Source organism: Paraburkholderia phymatum STM815, from assembly GCF_000020045.1.
In the GTDB taxonomy this organism is placed as follows: domain Bacteria; phylum Pseudomonadota; class Gammaproteobacteria; order Burkholderiales; family Burkholderiaceae; genus Paraburkholderia; species Paraburkholderia phymatum.
This window is the reverse complement of sequence record NC_010623.1, coordinates 2,143,724-2,160,353: the sequence shown is the minus strand read 5'-3', so window position 1 is coordinate 2,160,353 and position 16,630 is coordinate 2,143,724. Positions and strand designations below refer to the sequence as shown.

Annotated in this window: 18 protein-coding genes; 10 read left to right on the top strand and 8 right to left on the bottom strand. The window is 64.6% G+C overall.

Annotated features, from left to right (window positions below; all coding sequences use genetic code 11):
• Positions 1 to 53 precede the first annotated feature (53 nt).
• Entirely contained in the window at positions 54 to 1,610 is a 1,557-nt protein-coding gene (locus BPHY_RS25365) for an ABC1 kinase family protein (protein ID WP_012404313.1), read from the top strand.
• Positions 1,611 to 1,714: 104 nt separating this feature from the next.
• A complete protein-coding gene (locus tag BPHY_RS25360; protein ID WP_012404312.1) occupies positions 1,715 to 2,596 on the top strand; it encodes a DMT family transporter in 882 nt (293 codons plus the stop codon).
• A gap of 29 nt (positions 2,597 to 2,625) precedes the next feature.
• Here BPHY_RS25360 and BPHY_RS25355 read toward each other — a convergent pair whose 3' ends face one another.
• The 6 genes from BPHY_RS25355 to BPHY_RS25320 all read right to left on the bottom strand — a co-directional run bounded on the left by BPHY_RS25355 (position 2,626) and on the right by BPHY_RS25320 (position 9,391).
• Positions 2,626 to 3,687, bottom strand: a complete 1,062-nt coding sequence (locus tag BPHY_RS25355) for a L,D-transpeptidase (protein ID WP_157686728.1) — start codon at positions 3,685 to 3,687, stop codon at positions 2,626 to 2,628.
• Between the two features lie 668 nt (positions 3,688 to 4,355).
• A complete protein-coding gene (locus BPHY_RS25340; RefSeq protein WP_012404310.1) occupies positions 4,356 to 4,628 on the bottom strand; it encodes an RNA-binding protein in 273 nt (90 codons plus the stop codon).
• Positions 4,629 to 4,752: 124 nt separating this feature from the next.
• A complete protein-coding gene (locus tag BPHY_RS25335; RefSeq protein ID WP_012404309.1) occupies positions 4,753 to 5,097 on the bottom strand; it encodes a hypothetical protein in 345 nt (114 codons plus the stop codon).
• Between the two features lie 103 nt (positions 5,098 to 5,200).
• On the bottom strand, positions 5,201 to 5,812 hold the full coding sequence (locus BPHY_RS25330) for a hypothetical protein (RefSeq protein ID WP_012404308.1): 612 nt from the start codon (positions 5,810 to 5,812) through the stop codon (positions 5,201 to 5,203).
• Positions 5,813 to 6,015: 203 nt separating this feature from the next.
• Complete coding sequence (locus BPHY_RS25325) at positions 6,016 to 7,680, bottom strand: S10 family peptidase (RefSeq protein ID WP_012404307.1); 1,665 nt, start codon at positions 7,678 to 7,680, stop codon at positions 6,016 to 6,018.
• A gap of 151 nt (positions 7,681 to 7,831) precedes the next feature.
• Entirely contained in the window at positions 7,832 to 9,391 is a 1,560-nt protein-coding gene (locus BPHY_RS25320) for a S53 family peptidase (protein WP_012404306.1), read from the bottom strand.
• Positions 9,392 to 9,683: 292 nt separating this feature from the next.
• Here BPHY_RS25320 and BPHY_RS25315 point away from each other — a divergent pair, with 292 nt between their 5' ends.
• Positions 9,684 to 10,190: a DUF1993 domain-containing protein gene (locus BPHY_RS25315; RefSeq protein ID WP_012404305.1), complete on the top strand. Its 507-nt coding sequence runs from the start codon at positions 9,684 to 9,686 to the stop codon at positions 10,188 to 10,190.
• Positions 10,191 to 10,258: 68 nt separating this feature from the next.
• Here the strand turns inward: BPHY_RS25315 and BPHY_RS25310 are convergent, their stop codons facing one another.
• Positions 10,259 to 10,579 (bottom strand): YnfA family protein, encoded by a 321-nt coding sequence (locus tag BPHY_RS25310; protein WP_012404304.1) that lies wholly within the window; start codon positions 10,577 to 10,579, stop codon positions 10,259 to 10,261.
• 171 nt (positions 10,580 to 10,750) lie between these two features.
• Between BPHY_RS25310 and BPHY_RS25305 the strand changes: the two genes are divergently transcribed.
• A complete protein-coding gene (locus BPHY_RS25305; protein ID WP_012404303.1) occupies positions 10,751 to 10,924 on the top strand; it encodes a DUF1289 domain-containing protein in 174 nt (57 codons plus the stop codon).
• Between the two features lie 36 nt (positions 10,925 to 10,960).
• On the opposite strand, the gene BPHY_RS25300 is transcribed toward BPHY_RS25305, so the two are convergent.
• Positions 10,961 to 11,590: a LysE family translocator gene (locus BPHY_RS25300; protein WP_041764750.1), complete on the bottom strand. Its 630-nt coding sequence runs from the start codon at positions 11,588 to 11,590 to the stop codon at positions 10,961 to 10,963.
• A 134-nt stretch (positions 11,591 to 11,724) separates the two neighbouring features.
• Between BPHY_RS25300 and BPHY_RS25295 the strand changes: the two genes are divergently transcribed.
• The 6 genes from BPHY_RS25295 to BPHY_RS25270 all read left to right on the top strand — a co-directional run bounded on the left by BPHY_RS25295 (position 11,725) and on the right by BPHY_RS25270 (position 16,571).
• On the top strand, positions 11,725 to 12,189 hold the full coding sequence (locus tag BPHY_RS25295) for an Lrp/AsnC family transcriptional regulator (RefSeq protein ID WP_012404301.1): 465 nt from the start codon (positions 11,725 to 11,727) through the stop codon (positions 12,187 to 12,189).
• Positions 12,190 to 12,296: 107 nt separating this feature from the next.
• Positions 12,297 to 12,530 carry a hypothetical protein gene (locus BPHY_RS25290; protein WP_012404300.1) on the top strand — a complete coding sequence of 78 codons (234 nt, stop codon included), beginning with the start codon at positions 12,297 to 12,299 and terminating at the stop codon, positions 12,528 to 12,530.
• A gap of 231 nt (positions 12,531 to 12,761) precedes the next feature.
• The gene (locus tag BPHY_RS25285) at positions 12,762 to 13,439 is read left to right on the top strand and encodes a histidine phosphatase family protein (protein WP_012404299.1); all 678 of its coding nucleotides are present in this window, start codon (positions 12,762 to 12,764) and stop codon (positions 13,437 to 13,439) included.
• A gap of 24 nt (positions 13,440 to 13,463) precedes the next feature.
• Positions 13,464 to 14,492, top strand: coding sequence for a phosphotransferase (locus BPHY_RS25280; RefSeq protein WP_012404298.1), 1,029 nt, complete (start codon positions 13,464 to 13,466; stop codon positions 14,490 to 14,492).
• Between the two features lie 40 nt (positions 14,493 to 14,532).
• Complete coding sequence (locus BPHY_RS25275; protein ID WP_012404297.1) at positions 14,533 to 15,297, top strand: SDR family oxidoreductase; 765 nt, start codon at positions 14,533 to 14,535, stop codon at positions 15,295 to 15,297.
• A 23-nt stretch (positions 15,298 to 15,320) separates the two neighbouring features.
• The gene (locus BPHY_RS25270; protein WP_012404296.1) at positions 15,321 to 16,571 is read left to right on the top strand and encodes an acyl-CoA dehydrogenase family protein; all 1,251 of its coding nucleotides are present in this window, start codon (positions 15,321 to 15,323) and stop codon (positions 16,569 to 16,571) included.
• Positions 16,572 to 16,630 lie beyond the last annotated feature (59 nt).

Genomic DNA, 16,630 nt, shown 5'->3' with positions numbered 1-16,630 from the left:
AATCTGAGCGGTCTTCTTACGCCTTGCGATGCGCCCCGTCGAACGAACCGCCGATGCCGCCTCTGTTTCGCCGACTACGACTGCTGTTTCACGCGCTGCGCTACGGCGCGCGTCTCATCTGGCTTGCCGCGCCCGAGCATCACAAGCTGCACTGGATCGTCACGCTTGCATCGCGCGTGCATGAATCGCCGCGCGGCCGGGCGGGCGTGCATCGCGCGCTGCCCAATCTCGGCCCGCTGGCGAGCGCGTTCGCACAATCGCTCGCGCGCCGCCCCGAACTCGCGACAAGCACGCTGCACGATGCGATCGACGCCGTGAGCCATCTCCAAACGCCGTTGCCGCCCGACGAAGTCGAACATGCGATTGCAGCGGCGCTCGGGCGCCCCGCATCGACGCTCTTCGCCGCGATTGATCTGACGCCCGCGAAAACCGGCTTCGCCGAGCAGACGCACGTCGCGCGGCTCGCCGAGCCGATCAACGGCCATCGCGGTCTCGCAATCAAGCTAGTGCGCGCCGCGCAGGTCCAGGAAATCGCTGACGAGGCCGCGTTGCTGCGCTGGGTTGCGCGCTGGATGGAAAAGCTGTCGAAGAACGCGCGGCGGCTGCGCTTGCGCGAACTCGCGGACACGTTCACGCAAGATATGTTGCGGCGTTTCGATCTGCGCGCCGAGGCCGCGAACCTGAGCCAGACCGCGCATCATTTCGACGGCGACAGGCGGCTCGCGATTCCCGCCGTGATCTGGGAACTGTGCACGGACCGCACGCTCGCGATGCAGCATATCGAGTCGCTGCCCGCGCTCGACCTCGGCGGTCTGTCGGCGAGCGGCGTGAAGCTCGCGCCGCTCGCCGAGCATATCGTCGCTGTGGTCACCGAACAGGCGTTCGAGCACGGCTTCTTCCACGCGACGCTCGATGCCCGGCGCGTGCGCGTGAGCGTCGAGCCGGACACGCTCGGACGCATCGTGTTGGCGGACTTCGCGGTGATGTCGAGTCTTTCGTCGCAGGAGCGCGAGTTCTTTGTGCACGGCGCGACGGCGCTGTTCGACCAGGACTATGGACGCCTCGCGCATCTGCATCGCGATGCCGGCCATGTTTCTCAGGACACGCGCCCTGAGAAACTCGAAGCCGAGTTGCGCACGCGCGTCGAAGGGCATTTCGCGCCGCAGTCGCACGAGCGCTCGGCGGGCGCGCTGTTTCATCATCTGCTCTTCGCCGTGCATCCATTCGGCGGCGACGTGCCGCCGCGCCTCGCCGCCGCGCAGCGCGCCTTCGGACAGGCAGAGATGCTGGCCAACGCGCTGCATCCGGGCGTCGATTCGTGGAAGATCGCGCGCTCCGTGCTGCTGACGCTCGCGCGCCGCGAACGCGATCATCGCGGCTGGATCAAGCATATCGCGCAGGAACTGCCGCATCTCGCGCATCTGGTGCCACGTATGCCGCAACTCGCCGTGCGCTATCTGCAGGATCGGCACGACCCCGCTCCCGTCAGGCAGCAGACACAGCTCGTCAGCGACGTGCTGCTCGAATACCGGCGCACGCGCACGCTGTTGTGGGCGTGCACGGTCTGCGGCGGGCTGCTCGGGGCAATCGCTGTGCTGCTCGCCTACTGATCCGGTATGGCACGCACGCTGCTGCGCAGTGCAGCTTCGAACAAGAACCCCGCCGTTGATTCGGCCGATACTGCGGGCTTCGTGTCCGAGTTTCGGGTCGTCCGATGCGGGTAGTCTTCAGTGCGGTTGTCTTCGTGGTTCTGTGGTCGACGGGTTTCGTGGTCGCGCGCGCGATCAAGCCCTTCGCCGACCCCAATCTCTTCCTGATCGCGCGCTTCGGCGGCACTGCGTTGCTGTTCATGGCGGCGGCGCTGTTCGCGCGCGTCGAATGGCCCACGGGCCGCGCACTCGGCAAGCACCTGATCGCGGGTGCGCTGCTGCAGGGCGTCTATCTGGGCGCGGGCTACTGGGCCGTCGCGCAAGGCATGAGCGCGGGCATCATGGCGCTGCTCGGCGCGCTGCAGCCGCTGCTGACGGCGGCCGCCGCCGCACCGCTGTTCGGCGAACGCCTGTCGGGGCGCAGTTGGACAGGCATGCTGCTTGGTCTCGCGGGCGTCGCGCTGGTGCTCGAACCGAACCTCACGGGCTCGCCTGCGTTCGCCGCGCAAGGTCATGCGGGCGACGTGCCGCAATGGCTCGTCGTCGGCGTGTCGATTGCCGCCGTGTGCGCGATCACGGCGGGCACGCTGATCCAGAAGACGTCTCTGTCGAAAGCCGACATCCGCAGCGCGAGTTCGGTGCAAAACTTCGGCGCGGCCGTCGTCGTGCTCGTGTTCGCGCTGGCGCTCGGCGAGCATCGCTGGATTCCGTCGCCGGTGCTGTGGGCGTCGCTCGCGTGGGGCATCGTGATGCTGTCGGGCGTGAGCGTCACGCTGCTCGTGTGGATGGTCCGGCGCGGTGACGCGTCGCGCGCGACCGCGCTGCTGTTTCTCGCGCCGCCGCTGGCCGCGCTCGAAGGCTATATCGGCTTCGGCGAGACGCTGTCGGGCATCCAGGTGGCGGGCTTCGTCGTCGCGCTGATCGGGGTGCTGCTCGCGCGCTCCTGACCATTCCTCGACGAAGCGCTACACGCGGCTCAGTCGGCCGTGTCGGCGCTCGCCGGCACCTTCGCGCGCACTTTGCTGCCCGGCGCCGGCGACCACGCGGGCCGCGCCTTGCGCTGCGAATCGACGACAACGATATAACGCCCCGCCCACGGCGTCGCGACGCGATCCGAATGCAGCACCCAGAGCGAGCGCCCTTCAGCGACGAGCGCCTCGTAATCGCGATCGAGAATGCCGTAGTGATCGAGGAACACGTTCAGCGACGCAGGGATCCGTACGCAGCCTTTCGAATGGCGGATGCCGAGAATCGGTTCGAGCTTGTCCGGGTCGGTTGCATGCATCTGGAAGCGCATCTGCGATATGCCGCCCTTGCCCCAGCCGCGCTCGCCCTGCGCCCAGCCGAGATCGAAAATGCGCATGTCGTGGTTGCCGTAGCCGCGGATGCCGTTCTGGTTCATCGTCCCTTCCGCGCGGAAATCCATGTTGTCCGGTGTGTGCTCGAAGACACCGAGCGGCGTGATGAAGTGATCGTACTGCCCCGGCCTGCCCGTCGCGACGGGCGACGCGCCGATCAGTTGCCAGGCGTCGGAAGGCGCGGCGCGAAAGTAGATGAAGAGCGCCTGCACGTTCTCGCTGCGATCGACGAGCACCACATACTCGCCCGACAGATTGCCCAGATCGTTCTGCTCGAGTGTCTGCTGCAGACGCTCGCCGTACGCGCGCTGCTCGGCGGCGGGCACTTTCAGACGGCGCGTCACGCTGCTCGCGAACACGTCGCGCATCAGGAACGCGCGGCGCGGATCGACTCCGCCGACGGCATCGTATGCGGCGACACCGGAGGCGTCGACGGCGGGATTGGCGGCATCTTGCGACGCTTCAGCGGCTTGCGCATGTTGCGGGTATGCCGACGCGGCGAAGGTCGCGGCCAGCGACACAGCCAGCGTCAATCCAAGCGACAACGCCGACCGCCGCATAGCCGATTCAACTTTGTTGATGCGCATGTCCCCGTTATCGCCGCGCCAATTCCCGCTGTGCGAACCCGCCTTCTCTCGTGCAGGCGGGATGGACACCTTGTTCTGTTTTTTGCTGGTCATCTTGTTCGAACATCACTGCCTGGCGCCCCGCCCGCACAGCCGTTCGTGGCTGAACGCCGGACGTTCGGATTGGTTCGGATTGGATTAGGGTCTGCATCATTAGACCAGACAACGCATGACCGCGCACCGAATTCCGCAACTCGTCCGATCCTCTAAGCCGGCATCGCCGCCTTCCCAGGAACACGCCGATGGATCAGCAGCAACGCGCCGCGCGTCAGCGGCAAGTCGCAGCAGCATTGCCCATCCAGCACAGGTTCGACGCCGCGCTCGAATGCGCTCGACACGTACGTGCCCGGACGTGCTCGGACGTGCTCGGCATTAGCGGCGGCGCCGATTCGGCGACGGCGGCCCGGGCTGGCGCAACTCGCCTGCGTGACCAAGCGCTGCGCGCGTGCGCTCGCCACTGCACCCGGCGCCAGCGATCTGCTGGCGCACACAGTGACCATCGCAGAACGCGAGATGTTGCATCGTCAACGTGCCGACGAAGACGCGTACGGCGTCCGTCACAGGATATCGACGATTTTCTCGAAGGCAAGCCGGTGGCCGATGCGGCGTTCGACACCGTCATGCGCTTCTACGACAGCCGCGTCACACGTGAGCGCAGTCCTATACGCCTTTCGACTGAACACACCTTTCGATTGAACCTGCGGCACCGTGTCTGTGCGAATTTACGGACGGCGCGGCGGCGTGTCGTCGTCGCCGAACGGCACGGCACTCACCTGCAGCGATACGCCGCCCAACTGCTTGCCGTTGAATTGCTGCGCGATGACGTCGGCGACATAGGCGTCGTCGGCATCGACGTCCACCTTGGCGTACGCGTTCGACGTGCCCTGCTCGAACACTTCGATGTCTTTTGCATAATGACCGAGTTCGCGGCCGAGAAAATCACGGACTTCCTGCTCCGAACACGACTCGGGAATGTTCCACACGATGATCTTCATATGCGCCACGCTGTCGGTTGGTGGTGGACGTGCGGCGGTCCGCGATGAGGGCGGCAAGCCTAGGGCCGAACTGATACGGCTTTCAGCGTAGTCAGAAACGTGCCCCGCTTGCAAGCCGGCAAACTCAGTCTGCGTTCTCGACGTTCGCGGCGCTGACCCACCACGCCATGTTGCCTTGCGGCACGTGCACGAGCACGGCGGAAGGATCGCGGACGCCGTCGTCGGCGATTTCGCACACGTCGAGTCCGTCAGGCAGACGCTTGACGGTGCCCGCGTCCTGGAAAAGTGCGAGACGGTGTGCGTCGAGCGGGCGCAACTGGCGGTATACGTCGTAGCTGATCGCGCCAGGCGTGTCGCCGCGGATTTGCAGCGCTTCGGCCTTGCCGCATGGCGATGTCGCCAACGCGGACTGGCTCACCGCAACGCAGCCGAGCACGGCGACTGCGATCGCGAAGAATGATTGCTTCATGTAGGTTCTCCAGAATGTGAGAGGTTGCCGCGCATCGCGGCATCCGGTAAGTCGGACTGAACCGACGACCCGACGAACCGACGCCCGGCGCTCGCGGCCGGTTTCAGGAACCGTCGTTAGCGATCGACGCGACGCCGCGCACGTCGCCACACGGCGCACTGCCGAAGCCTCCGTCATGCGCCGACCAGTTTCCGGCGATGGCGGCCTGTGCGTCGCCGAGGCTCATGCGACCTTCGCATACGCAGCGCTTGAGCTTCGCCGTCAGCAATTCCTTGCGGCGCTCGCCCTTGTGTCCGCCCCACGGCAATAGATCGAGGTTGTCCGGCGCATCCGGCGAGCCGCCCAGCACGACGGGCACGCGACGGTCCAGCGCGTAGCGCGTGCCGTGCTCGCGATCGATGCCGCGCTCGGCCAGCAGCCGGTTCTTGTGCTCCATCATGTCGTCGAACGGCGGCGAAACCATGTCGGCGTAACCGGGCCGGCAGATCGTCGCGGCGATGTTCTGCTGCGTCACGCGCTCGTCGAGCATCGACGCGTCCTGCGCACACGACGACGCGGCATGCAGATACAAGCCAGCCGACATGACGACAAGCGCCACGCCGCGCACGCATGCCGCTCGCGCGCAGCACGCGACGCGGCGGGCGTCGCAGACGATGGATACGATTCGGTCGCTGCCATGCACCCGAACGGGCGCGCTCACCTTCCCTGCATTCATTAATCAGCGCGCCTTCGAACAGCGCGGAAGAGTTAATTCGCAGGGTAATTAAAACATAATTGGGACACGTGCCGTAAATACGGCCCGGCTGAATCGCCGTGTTTTTGCGATGCTGGCCGCATCGGGGGCATCGCAATCAGGCTGCGATGCCCCGTCTTGCGGCATTTCTACCGGCTGCATCGACCTCGACCCATGTTTCCCACTCAATGCATCTTCGCCGCCGTGAGAGCCTGCAATGCCCGCACGCGTCCCAGCGCCTCCGCATTGCTCACCGCGGCGTCGTACATCGACGCGAGGTCCGCCTTCAACGCGGTGCGCGAGCCGCCGTCGAGATACACCATATGCCCCGACGGATAAAAGCGTGCCGACAGGTTCTCGCGGACCTGCTGGCTCAACAGCGGCATCTGCTGCAAGTCGATCACGGTCTGATAGAACGGCGTGACGAAATCGTAGAAGCCGTTCGCCGACAGCACTTTCAGATCGACATTGAGCGCCATCACGGCCGCGAGGTCGCCCGCCGTGTATAAGATGATGTTGCCCTTGCTGTCGAGACCCTTCTGCTCGCCCGTCGGATCGATATGGCCGAAGTCCCAGAACTTGAAGGCCTGATCGTTGAGATCGGTGAACGCCGAGTTCGACGTGAACTTCAGCTGCTCGTTCAGATAGACGTTCCACATCGTCGTGTAGACACCCGTGACGGCCGTCATGGTCGGATCGTTGCCGCCTGAGTTCGGATCGATCTTGCCCGCGATGCCTGTTTCGATCGCCGTAACGCGGCCGTCATATGCGCCGAGCGCCAGTCCTTTCGACTTCAGCAGCGTGGTCAGGAACAGCGAATTGCCACGGCTGTCGTACCCGGCGATGTCGAGGCTCCACGCCAGCAGCGTGGTCTTGTCGATGCCCGTGTACTCGCTGAGTTTTTCGACCACGGCGTTGTCGGTGGTCGGGAACTTGCGCAGCGCGTTCAGGTAGTCGGTGCGCGCGAACTGCGCGACTTCTTCGACGAACTGGCCGAGATCTGTAGGCCTGGGTGCGACGCCGAGCTTCTTGTGATACCACGCGTCCGCGGCCGCCGTCGGCAACGCGCCGATGGGATTGCCTGCCTGCGTGTAGTCGAGGATCGACGACTGCAGGGTGATGCCGTTCAAATCGACGCCGTCTTCGTGCAGCTTGTACGCGAGTACGCAACTGCGCGCCGTGCCATACGACTCGCCGAACAAGAACTTGGGCGAGTTCCAGCGGTTGTTCTTCGTCAGATAGCGCTTGATGAACTGCTTGATGGAGTCCGCGTCCTGATCCACGCCCCAGAAGTCACGATTCTTGCGCGGTGCGACAGCCGCCGAATAACCCGTGCCGACCGGGTTGATAAAGACGAGGTCGCTCTTGTCGAGCAGGCTGTCCGGATTGTCTTCCATCTGATACGGCGCAGGCGGCGTGAAGCCTGGCATCGACGTCTTGATGCGGCGCGGCGCGAACGACCCGAGCAGCACGAACACCGACGACGAGCCAGGCCCCCCGTTATAAAAGAAGGTGAGTGGCCGCGTCTCTTCCTTCTGGTGATCCTGCGTGAACGCGACGTAGAAGAACTTCGCCGCGGGCTGCGAGCTGGAAGGATCGACCGTGACCAGATGACCGGCCGTCGCCGTGTAGGCGATCTTCTTGCCGTCGATCGTGATGGAATGCTTCGTGACCGCGGCGTTCTCGCTCGTGTCCGTGACCGAGTCGTCGGGGCCGTTGCCGTACGCGACGGGATCGAAGAACGGCTGGTCGCCGGCCTTGTGCGACGCGCTCGCGGCCGATGCTTCCTGCGCGGCGTGTGAGTTGTGTGGCGACTGCAAACTGCCGGAAGCTGATTCGGTATTCGTCATGATCGCTCCATCGAAAGCCTGTACGTGTTGCCCACTGTTGCGATGCGTTGATCGCCGCCTGTGTGCCACCTTTAAGCCACCTCTAAGCCACTTTTATGCCATCTGCTTACCGCCTGTTCGCCGCCAAAGCGGGGCGAGCCCGCTGCCCAGACTATAAGGCCGCAGCCACCTTCACACCATCGGGGCTGCCCAATCCAGTGCAGGCATCCCAACCCGTCGTGGCCGCATAGCTGCCGTTGTTGCCCTGCGTGATGTCGTTGCAGGCACTCGCCTTGTACAGCTTCGGATTGACGAAGCCGACGGGAGCGCCTTTCGCGCCGTTGATGCGGGCGATGAGCGCGGCCCACAGCGGTGCCACGGCGCTGGTGCCGCCGATCACCGTGTTGTTGCCGTCGACGATCACGTCGTAGCCCGTAAGGGGCGACGCGTCGCCGGCGACGTCTGGCACGCCGCGTCCCGTCAAGGCGCGCTGGCCGCCCTGCGCAGCCGATGTCGACAGGCCTTCCTGCCATGCGGGCACGGGGAACGCGCCGCTCACGCCGCCGCCTGTCGCCCCGCCGTTCGAGCCGTCGTTCCACACCACTTCATGCGCGACGGTTCGCCCGGAACCTTGCAGACTCGTGCCGCCGCACGCGAGCACGTAGGGGCTCGACGCGGGAAAGTCGACATGGTCACGCCCGTCGCCGACGCCGTCGCTCGAGCCGCTGTCGCCCGATGCCGCGCAGACCGTGACGCCGATTGCCGCGGCCGATTGCAGTACGTCGTTCAAGGCCTTCATGGACTGCGCGGTCCACATGCTTTCCGGCGCACCCCAGCTGATAGAAATCACCGACGGCTGGTTGGTCCTGTCGTGCACGGCCTGGCTGACGGCGTCGATGAAGCCGGCATCGCTGTTGGTCGTGAAGTACACGGCGATCGTTGCAGCGGGCGCGAGTGCGCCTGCAATCTCGATGTCGAGCGTCACTTCGCCGTCGGGCCCGTTCGGGTCGCCGGTAGGCTGATTGCCGCTTTGGTCGACGCCGACCGCGACGACCTTCGGTGAACCCACACCCAAGCTCGAGAAATAGCTGTCGAGATCGGCCGTGCGGTAGCCGCCGCCCAATTCGACGATGCCGATGCATTGGCCACTGCCGTCACCCTGCGGGAACCGATACAGCGACGCCAGTTGCAACGGCGTGAACGACGACGCGGATTGCGCCCTGGCCGGCTGAAACGGCGGACGGATGCGGAAATGCGGCCGCGCCTGCGGCCGGTCGTCGAGCCCGAGCACGGCCGTGACGACGCCATGTAGCTCATCGGGCACGCTGATCGCGCCCGTACGGCCGCGAAAGCGGCCCATCGATTGATGCTCATAATGCTGCAGCTGAACGTCGAACGCCTGCTGAAACTGCTCGATCCTGCCGCTCAGTACGACGGTGCGCGCCGATGCGTCTTCCCGAACCACAGACAAACCATGTTGTGCGGCGAAAGCTTTGAGTTTCGCAATGTCTTCCGGCAACGCGCCGAACCGCTGTTCGAGTTCTTCGCGCGTGAGCGGCCTCGCGCCAGCCGCGCCCGCCTCGATTGTCTTCATCATCTGCGCGAACTGCTGCTCGTTCTTGCGGCGCAGCACGACCACGACCTCGATCGTTTCCGACGGATCGCACTGCGCGACCACCTTCGAACCCGGCGCGAGCACACGCTCGCTGCCGGGCAATGGATGCTTCGTCATGGATGCGATTCTCCCTGTGCATAGCGCAAAGCCACGCGTTGGAACACGGCGCACGCAGCGTGCAGCAAAGCGTCGGCGCGCCACCTGCCCGCTTGCGTCACGAGGCAACGACAACCATCCGACCAATCCATTCGAACACAGTTCCAGCGCGCCCGACACCTGGCCGATCGGCCAGCTTTTGCGGCAAACGGGATTGGCGTTACGCTGCTCCAGCAGCATTTGCGCCGTTGCGTTACGCTATGCGACCGCGTAGCCAGCAGTGCGCGCGACCCCACGAATTCGAGGACCATCCATGACCATCTCGATGTTTCAGGCATCCATTCCCGTGCTGATTCGCGGCCTCACCAACCTGCAGGCCATTCTCGGCAAAGGACAGGCGCACGCGGCAGAAAAACAGATCGATCCGTCCGTGCTGACGGGCGCGCGCCTCTTTCCGGACATGCATCCGCTGGCCCGCCAGGTGCATATCGCGACGGACACGGCGAAAGGTTGCGCCGCGCGTCTGGCCGGCGTCGAAGCACCGAAGTATGAAGACGTCGAGTTCACGTTCGACGAACTGCACGCCCGCATTCAGAAAACGATCGATTATCTGAAGGAGTTCAATGCCGCCCAGATCGACGGATCGGAAACGCGTGCGGTGACCTTGAAGATGCGAAGCGGCCCCGTCGAGTTCAACGGCTTGTCGTATCTGCTCGGCTTCGCGATGCCGAACTTCTATTTCCACATCACGACGGCTTACGACATCCTGCGTCACAACGGCGTCGAGCTGGGCAAGCTGGATTTCCTCGGCAAGCCCTGATAGCCGATGGCAACATCGCTGGACGACGCGCGACCTGGCCAATGCGGCCGGTCGCGAGTGGAAACACGTCACAGGCGCGGCTGGAACGCGATGATGCTCATGCCCGCTAGCGTGAGCGCGACGCCGGCGAGATCCCACGCACTTGGCCGCACATGGTCGACGCACCACAGCCAGAGAATCGCCACGGCCACATAGACGCCGCCGTATGCGGCATAGACTCTGCCAGCCGCTGTGCCGTGAAAGGTCAACAGCCACGCGAACAGCGCGAGGCTCAGTGCGCCCGGCAGCAGCAGCCACACGGAGCCGCCCTCCTTCAGCCAGCGCCAGGGCAGATAGCAGCCGACAATTTCGGCGACGGCCGTCACGACATAAAGCAACAGGGTTCTCATCGGCAAAGGCGAGTGATCATCGATGCGCAGTCCATGCGCGTGGGTCGCGTACAGGGAAAATGCGCGGCCCTGCAGTCTATCGCCTTTATAAGCACAATCACTTTGCCCGCGGCGGCCCCACCGTGCGACAGTCGCCCTACACCCCTACGCCAACATCACGAGCACGCCAGCATGAGTGTCAAATCGCCCTGTATCGACGTCTGCAAGTTCGACAGCAAGACCGGCTACTGCGTCGGCTGTCTGCGCACCCGCGAGGAATGCAAAGGCTGGAAGAAGATGAAGGACAAGCATCGCCGCAAAATCATCGACCAGCAATCCGAACGCGCGGCGACGATTCGCAGGTAGTCAACCGACAAGCACGAGCAGCGCGTCGGGCGCGCGTCAATCGAGCGACAGGCGCACCGCGAAGCCGATCAGCGCGGCGGAGAATGTCCAACGCTGCAAGGTCTGCGCGAGAGGATGCGCGCGCACCCAACGGGCGAGCCGCGCGGAGCCGATTGCATAGATGGCGTCGAAGCACGCGCCAAGCGCGAGCAGCACGGCACCCAGTTCGACCATCTGCCATGCGACAGGCCCCGCTTCCGGACGCACGAACTGCGGGAGCAGCACCGAACAGAAGAGCAGCGCCTTCGGGTTCAGCAAGTTCGTGAACAGCCCCTTGACGAAGGCCGTGCGCAGCGCGCCGTCGTCGCTGGCCGACGCGCCGCCGGAGGGCAGCGCGAATACAGGCGAGCGGAAAATCTGCACCGCCACCCACACGAGATAGAGCGCGCCGCCATATCGCACTATTTCGTAGAGCCACGGCGCATTGCGCAGCAGCGCAGCCACGCCGCACGCGGATAGGGTCACGTGCGTCGCGCGCGACATGCCGAGCCCGAGCGCGGCTGCGAAACCGTGGCGCGCGCCGCGCCCGATGCTCGTCTGCAGCACGAGCGCCATGTCCGGCCCCGGCAGCGCAAACACCACGACGAGCGCCGTGACATACAGGATCAGGAGATGAGCGGAAATCATAGGAGCCTCACGTGTCGAGGCATCCATGATGCATTGACCCCACTAGCGAATGCTGGCGATTTTCGCGCGCCGCCACCACCAAAATAGAGAATTGCCCTACAATTCACCTCATCAGCGAGACTTTCCCCTCCAATATGAACGAACTCGACAAAACGGATCGCGCCATCCTCGCCGCGTTGCAAACGGACGGCCGCATGTCGAACGCGAAGCTGGCCGAGATGGTCGGACTCAGCGAAACGCCGTGTGCGCGGCGGCTCAAGCGGCTCGAAAACGATGGCTATATCGAGCGATACCGCGCAATGCTGTCGCGCTCGGCACTCGGTTTCGGGGTCGTCTCCTTCGTGTACGTGCGCTTCGCTGTGCACGACCGTGCCACCGCGACACGCTTCGAGCGCGAGGTGCTGGCGATCCCGCGCATCCTGTCGTGCCACAACGTCTCCGGCAGCGCCGACTACGTGCTGCAGGTCGTCGCGCGCGATCTCGACGATTACGGCACCTTCATGCGCGACGAGTTGCGCAGCCTGCCGGGCGTGACGTCAGTAGAGTCGTCGCTGTCGCTGCGCGAAGTGAAGGCGAACGGCGGTTTGCCGCTGGCCTGATTCCACACGGCGCGGCGCAACTTGCAACGGCAGAGGCGAAATGATGTCCGACTCGTGGCATAGTGGGCGCCCCGCCGACACGGCACGACGAAATACGGAGCATGGGCATGGATCACGCAGCGGCACGAGCCGAGGAAACCCGCGCGATGGAGCGCGTTCTGGACGCAACGAAACGGGTGCAGACGGCCTTCGCCGCGCTGCAATCGCAATTCCCGCCTGAAGGCAGCGGCCGCCCTTCGCCTATCGCGTTGCAGACCTTCGACGCCGCGCTTCAGGAACTCGAAGACGCCCAGGCCGCGTTCGATACGATGCTGAACGATCTGCTTGACGGCAATCGTTGAGCAGTGCATGCGCCGGGCGTTGATTGCGTGTGGCGTCACGCGCGGCGGGAGCGTTTCGTGAACCTCGACCGCGCGCCGCGGAAGGCGCAGGTTCCGATCGCGGATGACGGTTAGTTGCGGTAACGGCTGCCCGCATTACCGAAATGAATACCCCAGCATTCATCAAATAAACTTCAGGAATGCCCCTGCCGCGGCTAAGCTGGCTTCACCTCATCCCGGGCGAAGCATGCGATGGCGGAACTCTATCTGGTAAGGCACGGCCAGGCGTCGTTAGGCGCAGACGACTACGACCAGCTCTCCGATGCCGGCGAGCAGCAAGGCGTCTGGCTCGGCGAATATTTCGCACAGCGCGACATACGCTTCGACCGCGTGATGACGGGGACGCTGCGGCGCCATGCGCAGACCCTCGCGGCCATCTGGCGCGGCCTCGACGACGCGCCACCCGTCGAATGCGAAATCCACCCCGGTCTCGACGAATACGATTTCCACGCGCTGTTTCGCGCGCTCGGCGACAAGCACGCGGTGCTCGCCGAGCGCGCGCTGCGCAGTCCGCGCGATTTCTTCAAGGCTTTGCGCGAGGTGCTGCAACTGTGGGCGGACGGTGCGCTCGACGGACGCGCGCCCGAAACCTGGCGTGCGTTCCAGCAACGCGTCGCAGATGCACGCGGCGCGATCCAGCGAGGCGACGGGCGGCGCGTGCTGGTCGTCAGCTCGGGCGGCGTGATCGCAGCGCTCACACAGCAGATCCTGCAGGCGCCCGCCGCGGCGGCCATCGCGCTCAACATGCAGATCCGCAACAGCAGCGTCAGTCATTACTTCTTCAATCGCGACACGCTGCATCTGTCGAGCTTGAACGGCGTGGCTCATCTCGACGATCCGCAGCGCCGCGCCTTCCAGACCTATGGTTAATCGACGAACGACGCCCCGACTGACATGACTTGCGATCAACACGACACCACCCTCGATCTCGACCGCCTCGCCCGGTATCTGGAGCAGCACGTCGCGGGCTTTCGCGGCCCGTTGCGCGCGACGAAGTTTGCAGGCGGCCAGTCCAATCCGACCTATCTGCTCGACGCGCAAAGCGGCCGCTATGTGCTGCGCCGCCAGCCGCCCGGACAACTGCTGAAGTCGGCGCATGCCGTCGATCGCGAGTTTCGCGTGCTAAGCGCGCTCGCCGATACGCCCGTCCCTGTCGCTCGTGCGTGGCATCTGTGCGAAGACCGCGGCGTGATCGGCAGCATGTTCTATCTGATGAGCTATGTAGAAGGCCGCATCTTCTGGAACCCGGCGCTGCCCGAAGTGGATCGCGACGCCCGGCGCGATTACTACGCGTCGATCGTGACGACGCTCGCGGCGCTGCATGAAGTCGATCCGCAAGCCGTCGGCCTTGGCGACTATGGACGCGCGGGCAATTATTTCGAGCGTCAGATCGGCGTGTGGACGAAGCAGTACCGCGCCGCCGAAACGCAGCGCATCGGCGCGATGGAAGCGCTGATCGGCTGGCTACCCGCGCACTGCCCCGCCGACACACAACAAGCGTCGCTCGTGCACGGCGATTTCCGCATCGATAACCTGATCTTCGCGAGCGACACGCCGCAGGTTCGCGCGATTCTCGACTGGGAACTATCGACGCTCGGCAACCCCCTCGCCGATCTCGCGTATTTCTGCATGTGTCTGCGGCTGCCGTCACAAGGTCATATCACCGGCTTGCGCGGCCAGGACCGCGCGGCCCTCGGCGTGCCCGACGAGCAGGAAATCGTCGCCCGATATTGCTCATTGCGCGGCCTGCCTGCCATCGACAACTGGCCGTTCTATCTCGCGTTCAGCTTTTTCCGGCTGGCGTCGATTGCACAGGGCGTGAAGGCGCGCGCGCTGCAAGGGAACGCTTCGAGCGCGCAAGCGCATCGAGTGGGCGCGATGGTCGAGCCGCTCGCGCAACTCGCGGCCGAACTCATCGCCTGAACGTCGCACACATCGAACACAAAATATTAAGGAGACAAGATTGAGTACGAACCTTTTCGACCTGACGGGCCGCATCGCACTCGTGACGGGTGCAAGCCGCGGCATCGGCGAAGCCATCGCGACGCTGCTCGCGCAACAGGGCGCGCATGTGATCGTATCGAGCCGCAAGCTCGACGAATGCGAACACGTGGCCGCAACCATCCGCGCAGGGGGTGGCAGCGCGGAGGCGTTCGCGTGCCACGTCGGCCGCATGGAGGACATCGCGGCGACGTTCGCGCACATCCGCGAGCGGCACGGCAAGCTCGACATCCTCATCAACAATGCGGCGGCGAATCCGTACTTCGGCCATATCCTCGACACGGATCTCGCCGCGTACAACAAGACCGTCGAAGTGAACGTGCGCGGCTACTTCTTCATGTCGGTCGAAGCGGGCAAGCTGATGAAGGCGCAAGGACGCGGCGCGATCGTCAACACGGCGTCCGTCAACGCGCTGCAGCCGGGCGACCGGCAAGGCATCTACTCGATCACGAAGGCCGCCGTCGTCAACATGACGAAGGCGTTCGCGAAAGAATGCGGGCCGCTCGGCATCCGCGTGAACGCGCTGCTGCCCGGTCTCACGAAAACGAAGTTTGCGGGCGCGCTGTTCGAGAACAAGGATATCTATCAACACTGGATCGACAACATTCCGCTGCGCCGCCACGGCGAACCGCACGAAATGGCGGGCACGGTGCTGTATCTCGTGTCCGACGCGGCGAGCTACACGAACGGCGAATGCATCGTCGTCGACGGCGGCCTGACGATCTAGCACTTCACGAAGGAACACACATCATGAATTTCGGCTATAGCCCCAAGGTCGACGACTTGCGCCGCCGCGTGCGCGCCTTCATGGACGAACATATCGTGCCGCGCCATCGCCAGTGGCTCGATGAGGTGCATGCGGGCCAGTTTCCCGCCTCTTTCATGGAAGACCTGAAAGCAAGGGCCAAAGCCGAAGGCCTGTGGAATCTGTTTCTGCCGAATCTGCAGGAGGGCGAACCCGGCACGCGCCTGACCAACCTGGAATACGCACCGCTCGCGGAAATCATGGGCCGCATTTCGTGGGCGCCCGAGGTCTTCAACTGCAATGCGCCCGACACGGGCAACATGGAACTGCTTCACATGTTCGCCACGCCCGCGCAGCGCGAGCAATGGCTCGCGCCGCTGCTCGACGGCACGATCCGCTCTGCGTTCGCGATGACGGAGCCGGACGTGGCGTCGTCGGATGCGACCAACATCACCACATCGATTCGCCGCGACGGCAACGACTACGTGATCAACGGACGCAAATGGTTCATCACGAATGCCGCGCATCCGAACTGCAAGCTCTTCATCGTGATGGGCAAGACGGATCCCGACGCGGAAACGCACCGGCAGCAAAGCATGATTCTCGTGCCCGCGAATGCGCCCGGCCTGACGATCGTGCGCAACATTCCCGTGATGAACCACATCTCGCCCGAAGGCCATTGCGAGGTCACGTTCACGAACGTGCGCGTGCCGGCATCGAGTCTGCTCGGCGAGGAAGGCAGCGGCTTTGCGCTCGCGCAGGCGCGGCTCGGGCCGGGGCGCATTCACCACTGCATGCGCTCGATCGGCGCCGCGGAACTCGCGCTTGAACTGATGATCGAGCGCTCGCAGGAACGCAAGACCTTCGGCAAGTATCTGCATCAGCACGGCACCGTCGGCGAATGGATCGCGAAGTCGCGCATCGAAATCGATCAGGCGCGCCTGCTCGTGCTCAAGACGGCATGGCTCATCGACGAAGTGGGCGCCAAGGCCGCGCGCAAGGAGATCTCGATGATCAAGGCGCTGGTGCCGCAACTGCACACCACCGTCTGCGACCGCGCGATGCAGGTGTTCGGCGCGATGGGCGTGAGCCCCGACACACCGCTCGCCGATCACTGGACGTGGGGACGCGCGCTGCGTTACGCGGACGGCCCCGACGAAGTGCACTTGCAGGCCATCGCGCGGATGGAAATCGGCGCGAGCAAGGAGATACTCGGCGCGTCGGCGGCGTATCTGACTCCGCCGCTGCGCGATTAGAGCATGGGCGTTTGAACGCAACGCGCATGAGCACGCTTATGATGTCGGGCGTAAGGAGA

Excerpts from the sequence above, each read along its gene's own strand:
- BPHY_RS25365 (WP_012404313.1), top strand. The coding sequence starts at position 54 with ATGCCGCCTCTGTTTCGCCGACTACGACTGCTGTTTCACGCGCTGCGC.
- BPHY_RS25360 (WP_012404312.1), top strand. The coding sequence starts at position 1,715 with ATGCGGGTAGTCTTCAGTGCGGTTGTCTTCGTGGTTCTGTGGTCGACG.
- BPHY_RS25355 (WP_157686728.1), bottom strand. The coding sequence starts at position 3,687 with ATGACCAGCAAAAAACAGAACAAGGTGTCCATCCCGCCTGCACGAGAG.
- BPHY_RS25340 (WP_012404310.1), bottom strand. The coding sequence starts at position 4,628 with ATGAAGATCATCGTGTGGAACATTCCCGAGTCGTGTTCGGAGCAGGAA.
- BPHY_RS25335 (WP_012404309.1), bottom strand. The coding sequence starts at position 5,097 with ATGAAGCAATCATTCTTCGCGATCGCAGTCGCCGTGCTCGGCTGCGTT.
- BPHY_RS25330 (WP_012404308.1), bottom strand. The coding sequence starts at position 5,812 with ATGAATGCAGGGAAGGTGAGCGCGCCCGTTCGGGTGCATGGCAGCGAC.
- BPHY_RS25325 (WP_012404307.1), bottom strand. The coding sequence starts at position 7,680 with ATGACGAATACCGAATCAGCTTCCGGCAGTTTGCAGTCGCCACACAAC.
- BPHY_RS25320 (WP_012404306.1), bottom strand. The coding sequence starts at position 9,391 with ATGACGAAGCATCCATTGCCCGGCAGCGAGCGTGTGCTCGCGCCGGGT.
- BPHY_RS25315 (WP_012404305.1), top strand. The coding sequence starts at position 9,684 with ATGACCATCTCGATGTTTCAGGCATCCATTCCCGTGCTGATTCGCGGC.
- BPHY_RS25310 (WP_012404304.1), bottom strand. The coding sequence starts at position 10,579 with ATGAGAACCCTGTTGCTTTATGTCGTGACGGCCGTCGCCGAAATTGTC.
- BPHY_RS25305 (WP_012404303.1), top strand. The coding sequence starts at position 10,751 with ATGAGTGTCAAATCGCCCTGTATCGACGTCTGCAAGTTCGACAGCAAG.
- BPHY_RS25300 (WP_041764750.1), bottom strand. The coding sequence starts at position 11,590 with ATGATTTCCGCTCATCTCCTGATCCTGTATGTCACGGCGCTCGTCGTG.
- BPHY_RS25295 (WP_012404301.1), top strand. The coding sequence starts at position 11,725 with ATGAACGAACTCGACAAAACGGATCGCGCCATCCTCGCCGCGTTGCAA.
- BPHY_RS25290 (WP_012404300.1), top strand. The coding sequence starts at position 12,297 with ATGGATCACGCAGCGGCACGAGCCGAGGAAACCCGCGCGATGGAGCGC.
- BPHY_RS25285 (WP_012404299.1), top strand. The coding sequence starts at position 12,762 with ATGGCGGAACTCTATCTGGTAAGGCACGGCCAGGCGTCGTTAGGCGCA.
- BPHY_RS25280 (WP_012404298.1), top strand. The coding sequence starts at position 13,464 with ATGACTTGCGATCAACACGACACCACCCTCGATCTCGACCGCCTCGCC.
- BPHY_RS25270 (WP_012404296.1), top strand. The coding sequence starts at position 15,321 with ATGAATTTCGGCTATAGCCCCAAGGTCGACGACTTGCGCCGCCGCGTG.